Below are 15,390 nucleotides of genomic sequence, written 5' to 3'. Positions count from 1 at the left end.
GCTAAACCACGCAACTAATCATTCACAAAACCGTTGCCAACAATACAACTCAACAGAATGGAAGAAATTGGAATAGTAACATTATCACTTATAATTGCGAATGGAATCGTGACTTATATGGGACTGAATGATTATACATTCTTAGACAAATTTTCATTCAATGTTGACCAAATATCAGTTAATAAAGATTACAAAAGACTAATTACATCTGGATTTTTACACGCTGATTGGACTCACTTCGCTTTTAATATGATTACTCTTTATCTTTTTAGCAGAGGTTTAGAATCTTCAATAGGAATTCCCGCTTTTCTGATATTATATTTTGCGAGTTTAATTGGTGGGAATTTATTTGCATTATACATTCACAGAAACCATCCTGACTATACTGCAATCGGAGCGTCTGGAGCAGTTAGTGGATTAGTTTTTGCCTCAATCGGATTATTTCCTAGAATGGAAATCGGATTTATTTTGTTACCTGTTTTTATTCCTGCTTGGCTTTATGGCATAGCTTATGTGCTATATTCAATTTATGGAATTAAATCTCAACGAGATAATATTGGACACGAAGCTCATTTAGGCGGTGGAATTGTTGGACTATTGGTCGCTATAATATTAAGCCCAAATATTGTCATCACGAATTATCTTCCAATAATCTTAATACTAATTCCTTCTCTAACTTTTTTATTCTTGATAATTAAAAAACCACATTTATTAATAGTTGAAAATCCTTTTTCAAAATCAAAAAAGGTATTTACATTCGAAGATAAATACAATTCTAATAGAGCATCAAAACAATCTGAATTGGATAAAATTCTTGATAAAATTAATAAGAAAGGATATGACAAGCTAACGAAGAAAGAAAAAGAGAAACTGAATGAACTATCGAAATAAAGTACTGTTGGCAACACCGCGTATAATTAATTACCTAGTTCTAACCTACTTGTAGATGTTTACTATCTCAGTCGCTAAACCACGCAACACCCGAGTGCAGCGAACAGACGAAGTAAACCATACGCAACCACCTTGGCAAACATTTGACCGAATGAACAAATCACTAATGTTTTTTCTTCTAATTTTATTTTTTTTTAGTTGCAATAAAAATTCAGAACGAATTAAAATAACTATAACTCAATATGACAACCTGAATGTTGACGAATCGAAATGGAAAGAAATTGAATTAATCAAAGATTCTATAATTGATTTAAAAAAGACTAAGGTTGACTTATATTTCAGTAAAAAAAACACCAAAATACCATATTATATGCCAACAAATGGAATTTATAAAGATTCCATAAAAGACAATGAATGCGACTGGAGTATTTATCCTGCAAATGTAAAATGCTATGAGTATGACAACAAAAACCGTGTAAAAAGTATGAGTGTTGAAGGTTCTGGAACAATGGGAACTTGGAATTACAAATACGATGAATTAAATAGAATTACGAATATTGAAAATCTAGGAACTATTTACACTATAAAATACGATGAAAAATATGGAATTCTTAAAGAAATAATTAAAAACTCAACAAGTAGTCTCGAAGAAAGAATAGAAATTACGTACGAATAAAAACGACTTGCTATCTTTAGAAATTAAATACGCAATGAAATTATATATTACACCGCTCGCAGTAATTTACAAAGGCACCTTACTTATCTAAAAACACACATCACTCATTTTGATTTTTAAGACATAAAAAGCTGGATTACATTTGAGAAACAAAATTCAACGAATGAAATACTTACTAATCTTTTCGATATTTCTTATTTGCAAGTTGAGTTATGGAACTGGACAAGTTCCTGATTATTTGGTTTACAAAGGCGATACACTTGCAATTTTCTCCAATCCGCTTGAAAAGTATTTTGAACTAACAGGACAAAGAGAGTTAATGGATTTTGTTGGTTGTGGCTCAACCGCTTGTTGGAGAGGTTACAAAGCTATTTGGGAATTAAAAGGAGATAAGCTCTATTTAATACAATTAACAAGTTGTCATAATAGTTGCGGACTCAAAATAAAAAATGCTGACTTAAAAAAGATGTTTGGAACTGATATTGTACTTGCGGATTGGTTCACTGGTAAAATAATAGTTCCACAAGGAGAAAGGGTTCAATACATCCATATGGGTTATGCTTCAATTTATGGAAAAGAACTTCATATTTCTTTTAAAACTGGAATTAGAACAAGTGAGAAAACTATATCAAACGAAAAAATAGCTAACAAAATTAGATTTGAAAAAAGACAACGAGAAATAGCTATAAAAATTCAGGATACCCTTTTTCTCCAAGTAAAAAAAGTTATTATTTGGGATACAATCAAAACACCTCTTTATGACTTATGCGATGAAAAATATATCCTAACATATAATAAAAAAGGAAACCTAAAAAAAGTCTGGGTTGATTACGAAAGCTTAACCCATACAGAAAAGCATGAAGAATGGTGGTGGAATATAACTGACGACAGAAAATGCAGAAGAGTTATAAAAAAAGCACTCAAACCAATAAATATTTCTTATCTCGATTCACCGAAAAAGAAAATAAAAATACCATTTGAAATTTTTTACCGGACCGAAACTGGAAAACTGGAATTATGGAAAGAGATGTGGATGGAAGAATAAATAACCACTACCCTAACCAACACCGAATATTCAACAACTAAAAATCGTTATACCAGTTAAATAAATCTGTACGCACACCAATACTAAACCAAAACGTATTAGAATCCGTAGTAGATGCTGTAATCGCATCTGGATTAAAATCTCTATAAATAATATTAGTAAACAGTTTTAAATTGGTCGCAGGATTTAAAAGATAACCGGCTTGTATTTCGGTCATAAAACTATTGGTTTTATTCCCTTGTCCAATGGTAATCCCTGTATCGGCATTACGATCATTATAATCTCTATAAATATCGCCACCATATGAAAAGTTATCTTCATCAGTATTGTAATCAAAGCCACGCTGCCCTATAATAAATTTTGCATCGGCAAACCAACGCTTATAATTGTAACGCCCTATTAACACTAATTCTTTAAAATTAGCTCCCCAAAGGTGTGCCATTGGCTCATTAAAATTTGCATAATTAAGAATTTGTGTATTATGCGAATACGTATAAGGTCTCACTCTATTATATTCGGCTTGTAGCATTAAGTTATCCACTTCAAAGGCATTAAAATACTTCGCACCTAACTGATAACCGAATTTATTTTTCCAACTTTTTTCTCCTGCTTTAACATCACTTAACGAAAACTCATCTAAGATAAATTGGCCATAAATATTGACTTTATTATTCCATTTGTATTTAGAAGATAGACCAAGAATTGCATTTCCGGCACCTTGCCCTGTTTGGAATTCTATAGCTCTGAAAAATATAATTGGATTTAAATAATTCACATCAAAACCTCTTCCGTTGGTATCTGACCAAATTACAGATTCAAATAAGCCAATATTTAAGCGTTTTGAAACGTTCCAGCTTAAGTAGTGATTGGCCATATATTTAGTTAAAAAAGCGTCATCAACAACAACTTCAGGTCTCACATCTTTTAACCACATCCATGTACTGGTGTATTTTATTTTCCAGAAGGTTGCATTTAATTTTAAATATGGATAGGGGCTTGACACATCACTTTGTAATAAGGAACGGTAACCATCACCTACAAAATTTTTCCCATGTCCAAATTGGATATTTAAAAAATCTGCTGGAGTATAGGACATATAGGCTTCTGCTACTGGATAATCATAAGAATCTTCTTTAAAACGCTTGGCTATTCCTCTCCCTGGAATAATAGCTGGGTCTGGACCAAAAGCTTTCAAGCTTTCTGCATATTGATTGTAATAATCAGCAAAACGACCTTGACTCTCATATACAGATGCCGTTAAATTGAAACGCTTCCCTAAACCAGCTTGTATATTAACACCACGTGTATTGTTCCATGTTGAACTAAATTCAGCTTCTGTATCTTTACCCACTTGTAAATCTAAAATAGGATCTACGGTAAACCAATAATCTTTGCCTTGGACTTCTACCAAATGTTCGTTAAAAACTTTTCTACCCAACCAAGAGTCGGTTTCCTTTGCTAAACTTTCTTTTTCTGCCTTAATATCATAATATCTCGCTACATCGCTATACACAAATGGTTTTGCTGCTGTATGACTGTTAGTGCCAATGGCATTCATTTCGTCATCAAACCGCGCATAATAGGCATGTGTAAATGGTATGTTTAGTTCACTATCATATTCTAATTTCTCGTAAGCTTTTAAATCATTAGCGATATCATCGAACTCATTAGACAAGGTCGCATTTAAACTGTCCTTATCGGTGAGTTTAACCTCATCCGTTGGTAGCTCAGTTTTTTCAACAGGCTTTACTAAAGGTATGGGAATACTAATGCTATACTGCACAAATGTAGGATGACCATTATAGGTTGCAGGTTGTATTTTTGGAAGTGAGTCAAAAACACGTTTGCTTTCTTCTTTTAATTCATCATAAATTGCATCTGTATAGATGGCTTTGAATTCACCTTCTTTATTCACTTCAAACAAAACTTGAACGTCTCCTACGTAAGATTCATCTGTGACGATTTGAGGGACTTTAAAATTGTCGTAAATAAACGTATTTAGCGTAAAGTTGAAACACGATTTCAATTGCTCTACAGCAACGGAATCACATGCCTTAAAAACAGGTGATTTCTCGTAAGACAATAAGGTTTGCGTATAACCAAAGCTGGTCGTTAACAGAATAGCAAATAGCACAATGCGCTTCATAAAGGACTAAATTTTAATGTGCGAAAGATACTTAATTTTTTTAGGAACCTAGAAACCAAATGAAGTATAAAAAAACCGTTACTCAGAGAATAACGGTTATTTTTATGTAATCGAACTTATAAGACTAATGTCTAGCATCAAATACTATAGGTAAGGTATAAATAACACCTACAGGAACTTGACGCTGTAAGCCTGGTTCCATTTTAGGAATTTTGTTTATAACACGATTCGCTTCTTTTTCTAAAGCAGGATGTGGTCCTCTAATTTTAATATCGCTAACATTGCCAAATTTATCTATGGTAAATTGTGTAGAAATTCTTTGTCTTCCCGAAATACCATATTGAGACCCGATATCTACATTAAATTTTTTACCAATAAGTTTTGTGATTTTGTCCGACATACATTTTCCACGATCTTCGTTATTGGTGTATTTCTCACATCCTGGATAGACGGGTACTTTTTCAATTAACGTGAAGGGCACAAAGACATCTTCATCTTCAGGATCCATTTCATCAGGCAAACTACTTGGCGCAAAGGGTTGTGTCTCTGGCTTTTGCTCTTCTGGAGTAATAAGTTTCTTTTCTACAATGTCCTTTTCATTATCAACAGCTTCATAATCATCAATTAACTTTGTGCTTCTTTCTACTTCAGGCTGCGTTTTTTTGGGTTGAATAATTTCAGCCCTAACTACTGGCATGACATCAATAATTGCCAATTCATTGTCTACTTGAGGATCAATAATGATCACCTTTTCTTGAAACTCCATTTCAAAAAGCGCATAGGTACCTAATAAACAAAGAATGAGCCCTATTTGAAAATATAGGCTTGAGTTTTTTTGTAAATTTGCATCATGCTTGTGTGATTTCTTTGCTTCAGTAGCGCTCTGACCAGCAACATTGAAGTCTTTGTTAGATGTTTTCATAATATCTATGATTTAAATGTTAATATTATGTCAAAGTCACAATAAGCATACCAAAACGAAAATCCCGCTCAATTAATTTTGAACGGGATTTTTATATAAAAAATAGTATTATTATACCTTAGTCTTGTACTTGGAATACAATTGGAATAGAGAACGGCATTACCACTGATTTTCCTCTTTGTTTACCTGGTTGCATTTTTGGTAATTGACCAATAACACGTTTTGCTTCTTTCTCTAATCCTGGGTGAGGACCACGAGCTACAATATTGGTTACGTTACCAGATTTATCTACTTTAAACTGTACAAAGATTCTCTTTTTACCAGGAGGTAAACCTAAATCTCCAGCTAAATCTGTATTAAATTTTCTACCGATAAATTTATTAACCTTTTCATTCATACAGTCTTTTTTAGCTGCATTTCCCTTTTTATTTTCACAACCTGGGAAAACGGCAACATTTTCAATCACTGAGAATGGTACTTCTAAATCTTCTTCTACTTCTTCTACAACAACATCTTCTACTTCAACAATTTCTGTTTCCATTTCAGTTTCTGTAGATTCTATAATTGTTTCCTCTACCTCTTCTTCATCTTCAACAACTTCAATAATTTCTGGTGCTGCTGGTGGTGGCGGAGGTGGTGGTGGAGGTGTTACAATTTGTTCTGTAATTGGCACTTCTTCTTCTAATTCATCATCTAGATTTAATGAGTCCGCAACAACATCAACTTTATCGTAAGTTTTATAATTGATTGCCAAGTAAGTAATACCCATCATAAGGGTAAGACCAACGGCAAAAAACAGCGAACTGTTTCTACTCACATCTGATTTCAGATTCTTTTTAGGTTCCATAATATGATTTTTTAATACAACTTCGCTAATTTAACTAAATAATAGTAAAATAAACAAGGCTTTAGGTTAATTTAATTTTTCTATATTTATTTTACTTGCAATTAGCGTACCAAAAATAGCACCAATACTATTCGCAATTAAATCATAGGTATCATAGGTTCTATTAGGATTAACAAGATACTGTAACAATTCCAATACAAAACCGAGAAAAATAGCTGCAAAGCAAACTATAAAAAGTAATCGTCTCGTTCTACTACGATTAACATATAAAACCCATAGTAATGTTAATCCAGAATAAGCTACGATATGAAATATTTTATCATCAAATGAAGTTCCAATGCTTGGTACTCCATGCAACGTAATTAGGCTCGCAATAACCAGTGCCAACGTATAAGCTATTGACACTAGTAAAAGCATTTTTCTAACCACTGATAAGTGCTTTATAAGCGTCTGAAGATAATAAACCTTCTATTTGAGAGGCGTCTGAAAACTTTAATTTAATCATCCAACCTTCGCCATAAGGATCAGAATTCACCTTTTCTGGTTCGTCTTCTAAATTGTCGTTGAATTCTACGATTTCACCAGATAGCGGTAAAATTAAATCTGAAACTGTTTTAACAGCTTCAACCGTACCAAATACGTCTTCAGCATCTAAAGTTTCATCTAAGGTATCAACTTCTACATATACAATATCTCCAAGTTCTCCTTGAGCAAAATCTGTAATTCCAACGATAGCTGTATCTCCTTCAATTTTTACCCACTCGTGGTCTTTAGTATACTTTAATTCTGATGGTGCATTCATTTTAATAGGATATAAATTGTTTTGTGCAAATGTAATTTTTTAATAGATTCAATTCAAACTTAATTCCCAAAATTATAACGCAGCGTAATTCCTGAGCTTATAGAGGTTTGTGGGAATGACGTAGAAATCGCAAATTCAGAGAACGCATAATCAAAATAGAAGATTGCTGTGAGGTTTTTACTAAAGGCATAATCTGCATTGTATTTAAGTCCCCAAATAGTCTGACCTGCGGTAATTTGATTATTCTCCAAATCTAAATAGCGGATAATCGTTTTATTATCTCTCACAGTAACATCTAAACTCATGTTTAAATCTGCTACAATAATTTGCTTTGGTCCTGCAAGCTGCGATCTAATTCTTAAATCCTTAAAGCGATATCCTAATCCAAGTGTATATTCTGTTCCTTGAATTTCGGTCATTAAATTATTATCAAAACTTAAAGATAAGGTTCTATCAGTTGCAATTTCAGCTAATACTTTAAACGAATTTTTCATTTCGAAATCTAAGCGCACTAAAGGACTAAATTGCTCTTCTAAGTTAATATTACTAAATAGTGTTTTGTTTTTTAAATTTCCATTTGAATCTTGATTCTCAGTATTTATAGATCCTATACCTGAGTCTGAATCAACAACCAAATTATCAATAGAATTGTCATAATCTAAATTAGTCACAAATTGATTTATGGTATAATTAGAACGGTAACCATGCTGAACAGAAAAACGCTTAAAGGTTTTCTTAAACCAAGGCAATTTCATTAAACCGGTATATTTTAAAGTCCAATTTGGAATTGGAATATCTCTAAAAGCATTAGTACTCACTTTTTCTGGATCAGTACCTTGATATGCTGATAAAAATGCTGGCAGTAATACACGTTGGCTATTTTTACCGAAGCCTTCAGGATAACCTTCGTCATCAGTACCATATGGTGTATTCCCATAAAAGTCTTTTGCTAAACGATTGGCAATAACTAATCGGTTAGCCCTAAAATCATTGAAAGTAGCAGATTGATTTTCATCACTCTTTCTAAATGCCGTTTTAATTAAGGCTGTTGAAATGCTATAGTTTCCGTAAGAATTAGTAATTAAATCATTATACACATCACTTAAACCATCGCCATCAATATCCGTTGTATTGAAACTCTCGGTAATGGTTTCAGCATATATTCTATTTCCTGTCAAATCGATTTTTAAATCTGACAAAGGCTCCAAGTTGATAGAATAATCTAAAGATTTATTGGTAACGTCTGTATATTGATCATTAAAATCTTCATAAGTGGTTAACCAGCCATTTCTCGCCGCCAAAGATCGGATATCGCTCTGACTACCAAAAGTAAATCCAACGGTAGGTTTTAATGTTCCAATAAATCCTGGTGTTTGTAAATAACCTGGGAGATAGATTCCGTTGTTTTCGTTGTAATTAAATTGCATACGCTTCACCATGGTAATCACATTAATAAATGTGTTATATGCTTTTTCGCCTGAACTAGGCTTATTTTCATCTTTTGCTATCTCTTTATTGTCTTCTACATTTAGTGTACCTCGTCTAACAGCTGTACTTCTAGTTCTTCCCTTACTTTTGGTCTGCCCTTTTTTAACTAACCCTAAGCTCTTATATAGAGTTTCCATATTTAGAGAAGCGTTGAAATTATGTGTATTAGAATTCTGAATAGAGTTTCCTAAATTCACCGTATCGTAAAGACCTGTATCTTCATCTAGCACTTCTAAATCGGTGTATAAATCTGAACCTTTTTGCCATTGAAAAGCACCACTATACGCATAAGTTGACCTTAAAAAACTTAAAACAGGGATTTTATATATTGGCAGCTCATAATTCACTTGTATCTGTTGTGTTTGGTAATTAGGATCCCCAAAATCAAAGAAACCATCCCAAACATCTAATTCAGGATCTTGTAATCCATCTAATTGGTTATCTATAAAATAATTACGTACAATATTTGTATTTGCAGCTGAGAAATTGACGCTCAACGCATCTGTAAGATTATAATTTATAGCATATTGAAAATCGAAGGTGTAATTTCTTCTAAACAATTCTTCAAGTCCTATATTATCTTCTGTTAAGTCTACCTCTCTAAACTTCTGCTTAGTAAATTGTCTATTAATATCTGTATTTACAGAAATATTAGATGGCAATAAATTGAGATTAAAATCCTTCAATATTTTCCAGTTTTTACCAGTAAATAACGAATCATTCTTTTTAAAAGGCTCGTATTTTAATGGCTCAAAAGCATAGCTATAGTTAGCTCCTGCTCTAACCGTTTGATTTAAAGAACTCTCAATTTCAAAATCACGATGTTCAACTTTGTTATCAGAAAAATTTAAAGTTAGGTTTTCCACGTCATAAATGTGCTTTTTACCATCACCCATTTTCTGTTTTCTCACCCCTATAAAGTTTATGCTTTGACGTTTGGTGTAATCTTCAGATTGTTCACGAATGCGATCTTCCTCTTCACTGGAAGTAGCAGCCTCTATTCTAGACGCTAAAGTAAGGTCGTTATAATATTGATCGTACTTTGGAGTAACTAGTTCTTCACTCTGAGCGTAGTTAAATGGAAGCTGAACACCCCATTTTTTTGGTAATAACTGTCCTAATTGAACATTTGTAACCACATCGTATTGTACGACATCTTCTAAACTTCGTTCGCTTGGACCTTGATCAATACTTCCAAAACCTATAGTGCTACGACTACCTGTTGCACTAATACTTGCAAAGTCTGCTATTTTAGTGTCCATACTTAGAACCGCGGCCCAACCTCCTTCGTTATCCATATCAGACATACGCAACTCATTGAACCATACTTCAGCACACGAATTCATTGCTGTAATCCCACTATTTTTTACACCAACCATTAAAACTCTAATATCTCCAAAATTAGGATTCCCTTTAATTGCGATACGTTGTTGACTTTGAGTACCTTCAATATCATCATAAAATACATTACCAGAGGATAGCGCTGTCTCATCAAGTTCACCATCAATAACATTGTAAAATGTAGCATCTTCATTAGATAAAGTTCCTGCAGAAATACCAAGTGCTTTAATCTTTTGTAAATACTCTAGTGGCATTTCAATTTCATTTTGTTCTGGCCAAGCTTGCTCTCTTAAGCTGCCTTCTGCATCACTAGATGGTAGTAATGGGACTTCTATTTGATAGTAATTTTCAGTAAAATCATTACCCATTCTAATAAAACCTACCATTTCTCCAGGCTCTAAAAGGCTACCTGTTTGTGCTTCAGCGTGAATAAACATTCGAAGCTTTTTATATTGACGCATGTCAATATCAATATTTTTATAGACACCTTTAGAATCTGTAGGACTTAAATCGCATGCTTGAAGGACTAATGATTGTTCGTTTTGACTTATAATGGTGTTATTATTATTAAGTTCCTCTTGTTCTACACCAGGTGGCAGCTGATAACTAGCATTACTTTGAACTCCAACCACACCAACATTAAACTCAACATTAGGACTATCATTATTAGTGTCATTATCTAAATCCAATGAATATTTTCTCCAGTCACTTCTTACTAAATCTAAAGTCGCGAAACGCAATACTGTATTCTCACTAAAATCTGACACAAATAAACGAGCAAAACGGATAGAGCGTATATCTGAAATACCTCCTACCGCTTCACGAATATCACTTTCTCCAATAGGTATTCTAAATTGATACCAAACCACGTCTCTTGTATCCCCATTTTCTAAAGTTACAGAAGCTTCTTTAAAATCATTAATTATTGGGTTATTTAAGTTTAACGATGAGCTGTTAATATCAACCTCATATTGATAGTAACTATTTATCGTATTCATCGTATTATCTCTATTGATATCTTCAACATCTGGCACTGTTGTTGAGCCTCTATTGGTATCGGTAAAAGTTTCTGGGGAATTCCCTTCTGTACTGTTGTATCTTTTATATCTGTTATAAATATCACCGTCAGTATTTAAATAATATACGTAGTTATCGTTGGATGGATCTGCTCCAAATTCTGCTCCAAATTCTGCTATCTCTTCTGCGTCATCAAAACCATCAAACCCTACATCCTGATTGGTACGTTCTGTACCTGTGGTTCCAAACGTATAAACTAAAGATTGATTTTGTGGCACTACACTTCCAAATTCAGTTCGTCCTAAAACTGAAACATCACCATCTTCTGGTAAACCATTTTCATATTGTTTTTTACCATCTTTTAAAACATCTTCTGAGATATTACCAAGGTTGATATATAATTTACCTCCAGGGTTTGATGGATTATCTAAAAAAGGATCTTGAACCCAAAATTCAATATATTCTACGTTGGCTTGCTCAAAATCTGTAGACGTAATTTGTCTTGTAATCCCACCCCAACTATTAGTTGGAGTTAATGGTGTATCATTAGCTGCAGCAGGATCAAAATTATAAGGACCACGTTCTGTTGGATAATATGCTAAATCTAACGTATTTATTACCGTGGTTTGTCCCTGAACGATATCTTGATCGAAAATCTCTTCTATAAACACACGACGTGTATATAAATCAGAAACATCATCATCTGATATTCCATCTGGGCGTTGTGTACTATAAAAAATAGGATCGATAGTATACCAATTTAAAAGAGCTCTACCATAACCATTTTCAATTCCATTAGCGTCGTTACCTGGAATATTACTTGGTAAATTTAATGGACGACTAGATAGTGTCCACGATGTAGGACTTAATAAATCAATAGTCCCTTGTGTTCCTTCAAAATCGTCAATATATGCTGTAGCTTCATCATCAAAATCAGCACCACTTGACGCACCTGGTAATAAGTAAGCAAACTCACCTCTTAAAGAAAGGCTAGAGGGTACATCCGTATCTATATTTGGTAATTTATTAACCATTCTTGTTAAAAACGGAACTTCTGTTGAGTAATTCCCGTTAAACCCAAAAATGGTATTATTTATAGGTTCAGAGCTATAATTCGCTTTTTGAGTGATTGGGCGTTCATTTAGGTTTAATAGCGTTGCGCCTAAAACAAAATTATCATTGAATTGATGTTCTACATTAACCCCTGTAAATCGTTTTGTTTGTTGACCAAAAACGGCATTATTCTCTACAGAAATATTTATTGGAGTGTTTGATGCTTTTAAAGCTTCGTCTAAAATTTCTACACGTCCTAATTGATAATTCACTGTGTAATCTACTCCTTCTACAAGTGTTCGTCCACCCGCTGTTACAGTAACAGAACCTCTAGGCACATTAAAAGCTCCTATTGAAATTCCACTATCACTTCCACTACTCGTATAACGTCCTTTTATTTGAAACTTATTTTTCTCTGCTTCATCTAAAGCGGCTGTTTTTGTGGATTTATAAAGTATGTCGTACACATATTTTTTCTGATTTTCGTTAAAACCCGCTTGAGTGTCTGTTATGTCCTCATAATCTGTGTCGTTATTATTTGAGTTACCGTCATTATCTAAAATATCAAATAAATAACGTCCGAAAGGTTCAGATTTTGTAAAAATAATTTTTCCGTTTTGCGACAAGACCGTAACGCCTTCTACATAATCAAAGAAACCATCTCCTTGTGTTTGAGCATCTCCATTATAATTTAACTTATCTAAATGAAAAAGTCGTATTAAAGGGGTTTCACTAATTTCAGAATCATCACTAGTAACGTTGGGTGTATTATTATCAAATGTGGGAAATTCAACTTCAACTCCACCAACCGTTACAGGCGTAATATAGTTTAAGGCCGAAGATTCAGTATAAAATATATTTAATGTAAAATCTTCTTGATCCAGTTGGTAAGCACCAGTATCATAAATATTCTTCATCATTAAATTCCAAATAGGCTGATCTACAGAGGTGACAGCACTTTTCAACATTTTAACGACTAAACTTTGATTAGTTACCACATCAGTTCCTGAAGTATCGTCAACTGTTGTAGCTTCTACTCCATCATTAGCAAATTCACCGACCTGAAATACTTGTCCACCTAATGTATATTGAAATGCTACAGCTAAAACTTCATCATTTAACAAACGTTGACTAAGAGAGATATAACCTAAATCAGCATTTAAAACGTAATCTTGTCCTTCAACTAATTTACTCGCCGATTCTAGTTTTCCATAATCAAAACCTTCTTGAATACTGACATTAACACCACCTTGAATGTTTGTAATGTTTCTCACTGATTCTGTTAATAAAGAACCCGCTCCGCCAATATTAGTAGGGTCAAAATCATTATTTTCATTATTTGGTTTTGCTCCTATGTTATTAATAAAACCAGCTGGGATAGGGTCCAATCCGATGTTATCAGCAGTAGACTCCCCTAAATCTTGAAATGCCACAATATTTCTAACATTATCGGTTTCATTCGTTCTATTTGTTACCCATACTTCTGCCCTAGTGATTTGCAACCCTTGGTTATCAATAAATGGATATTGTAGTAAGGCCTTATCATAGGTTTCTTGAAAATACTGTGCTAAAAAGAAGTGCCTATTTTCGTCATAATCTTGGGCATAAAACTCAAATTCTTCAACAGTTCCTCCGCCTTCTGCTACAACTGATGTTGATTGCGATTGTTGTTCTGAAAATACTGCTGTAACCCTTGTTTTTCCGAATTGTAATTCTGTTTTTACACCAAAAAGACTTTGTGCGCCTGTAATCAATGAGCTATTTAGTGGCATACTCACATTACCTACTTCAATTTTCTGGATAATATCATCTTCGGTTGGAGTATATTCTAACTTAACAACCTGCTGAAAATCGAACGTGGCTTCCGTATCATAATTTGCCGTTACTTGAAGTCGCGTACCTACCTTACCTAATAAGCTTAAACTAATTCTCTGATCAAAATCAAATGTGAAATTTGTTCTGTTTTGTGGAGAAAGCGAAGGGTTATCTTGTTTTGAAAATAAAACTCCTAAATCGACTTCAACCGAACCTTGTGGTATAACATTTATAGTATTGCCACCAAATATAGTTTCAAATAAACCTGAATTCACATAAAACTCTGGTAGTAAATTTTTCTGATCTTCTTCAGACCCCTCTTTTTGTCCGGCCTTGGCATCAGCCATTTTCTTGTAATAATCTTTTAATTTTTCTTCCAATACCAGTTTTTGAAATTCTTCTGGAGTTAAAATTAAAGGATAATTAATATTGAAATTTCCAATTTTCTCAGAATAGACGTAGCGGTCTAAAATAGGATCGTAAGTATATTTTGATACAATACTATTTGGATTTGGCATGTTCAATTTTCCAAATGCAAAAGTGGTCTTCGTAGAATCTTGTTCTGTTTCTGTTTCTTGAGCGAAAACTGTATTCCCAATTAGCATGGTTAACGCTAATATGCATAAATATCTATAGGATAAGTTTTGCTTATGTAGAGGTCTATTCAATTGCATTATAAGTTTTTTAGAGCTTCCTTAATAATTTGCTCCACTTGGGCATCTGGTTGGGCTTGTAAAATTTTATCGACAACTTTTTCAGATTGTTTTTTATTAAATCCTAAAACATCTAAAGCAGATAACGCTTCTTCTTTGTGTGTATTGTTTGGTATTGAAGAAAGTTCATCTAGTCCATAGACTTTTAACACTTTATCCTTTAAATCTAGAATAACACGTTGAGCCGTTTTAAGCCCGATACCTTTTACACTCTGAATTAAAGCCACATCTCCGCTTCCGATACCTTCTTTAACTTGGTCTGGTGATAGAGAAGACAACATGGTACGTGCTGTATTAGTACCTATGCCACTTACAGAAATTAATAGTTTAAAGATTTCGCGTTCCACATTGGACGAAAACCCATATAAACTATGTGAGTCTTCACGCACTTGAAGATACGTATAGAGTCTCAAATGTTCTTTATCTGGAATTTGAGAATACGTATGCAATGATATATTAATAAAATAGCCGACACCATTGCAATCTATAACAACGTCTGTCGGATTTTTTTCTACAAGTTTACCCTCTATATGTGTAATCATTTATAACGAAAAGTTAAAAAACCAAATGTAATAAAATTATTTTCATTAGCACACATAGAGGGACAGTATGACTCCTAGATCTCATTATCAAC

At 33.4% G+C, this 15,390-nt stretch carries 10 protein-coding genes; 3 read left to right on the top strand and 7 right to left on the bottom strand.

Annotated elements, in window-relative coordinates:
* Positions 1-57 precede the first annotated feature (57 nt).
* The 3 genes from KO515_RS02150 to KO515_RS02140 all read left to right on the top strand — a co-directional run bounded on the left by KO515_RS02150 (position 58) and on the right by KO515_RS02140 (position 2,612).
* Complete coding sequence (locus KO515_RS02150; protein WP_215934741.1) at positions 58-891, top strand: rhomboid family intramembrane serine protease; 834 nt, start codon at positions 58-60, stop codon at positions 889-891.
* 55 nt (positions 892-946) lie between these two features.
* Entirely contained in the window at positions 947-1,567 is a 621-nt protein-coding gene (locus tag KO515_RS02145) for a hypothetical protein (protein ID WP_215934740.1), read from the top strand.
* A 163-nt stretch (positions 1,568-1,730) separates the two neighbouring features.
* The gene (locus tag KO515_RS02140; protein WP_215934739.1) at positions 1,731-2,612 is read left to right on the top strand and encodes a hypothetical protein; all 882 of its coding nucleotides are present in this window, start codon (positions 1,731-1,733) and stop codon (positions 2,610-2,612) included.
* Between the two features lie 37 nt (positions 2,613-2,649).
* Here KO515_RS02140 and KO515_RS02135 read toward each other — a convergent pair whose 3' ends face one another.
* The 7 genes from KO515_RS02135 to ruvA form a co-directional block, all read right to left on the bottom strand.
* Complete coding sequence (locus KO515_RS02135) at positions 2,650-4,758, bottom strand: gliding motility protein RemB (RefSeq protein WP_215934738.1); 2,109 nt, start codon at positions 4,756-4,758, stop codon at positions 2,650-2,652.
* 124 nt (positions 4,759-4,882) lie between these two features.
* A complete protein-coding gene (locus KO515_RS02130) occupies positions 4,883-5,680 on the bottom strand; it encodes an energy transducer TonB (protein ID WP_215934737.1) in 798 nt (265 codons plus the stop codon).
* A gap of 118 nt (positions 5,681-5,798) precedes the next feature.
* Positions 5,799-6,527, bottom strand: a complete 729-nt coding sequence (locus KO515_RS02125; protein WP_215934736.1) for an energy transducer TonB — start codon at positions 6,525-6,527, stop codon at positions 5,799-5,801.
* A gap of 66 nt (positions 6,528-6,593) precedes the next feature.
* Positions 6,594-6,944, bottom strand: a complete 351-nt coding sequence (locus KO515_RS02120) for a VanZ family protein (protein WP_215934735.1) — start codon at positions 6,942-6,944, stop codon at positions 6,594-6,596.
* Between the two features lie 4 nt (positions 6,945-6,948).
* Positions 6,949-7,329 (bottom strand): glycine cleavage system protein GcvH, encoded by a 381-nt coding sequence (gene gcvH, locus KO515_RS02115; protein ID WP_215934734.1) that lies wholly within the window; start codon positions 7,327-7,329, stop codon positions 6,949-6,951.
* Positions 7,330-7,388: 59 nt separating this feature from the next.
* Positions 7,389-14,717 (bottom strand): cell surface protein SprA, encoded by a 7,329-nt coding sequence (gene sprA, locus KO515_RS02110; RefSeq protein WP_215934733.1) that lies wholly within the window; start codon positions 14,715-14,717, stop codon positions 7,389-7,391.
* Complete coding sequence (ruvA, locus tag KO515_RS02105) at positions 14,717-15,298, bottom strand: Holliday junction branch migration protein RuvA (RefSeq protein WP_215934732.1); 582 nt, start codon at positions 15,296-15,298, stop codon at positions 14,717-14,719. The genes sprA and ruvA overlap by 1 nt, the downstream gene beginning before the upstream one ends.
* Between the last annotated feature and the right edge of the window lie 92 nt (positions 15,299-15,390).

It is taken from the genome of Winogradskyella psychrotolerans, assembly GCF_018860545.1.
GTDB lineage: Bacteria > Bacteroidota > Bacteroidia > Flavobacteriales > Flavobacteriaceae > Winogradskyella > Winogradskyella psychrotolerans_A.
The sequence above is the reverse complement of the archived record's forward strand: the minus strand, read 5'-3'. Positions and strand labels throughout refer to the sequence as shown.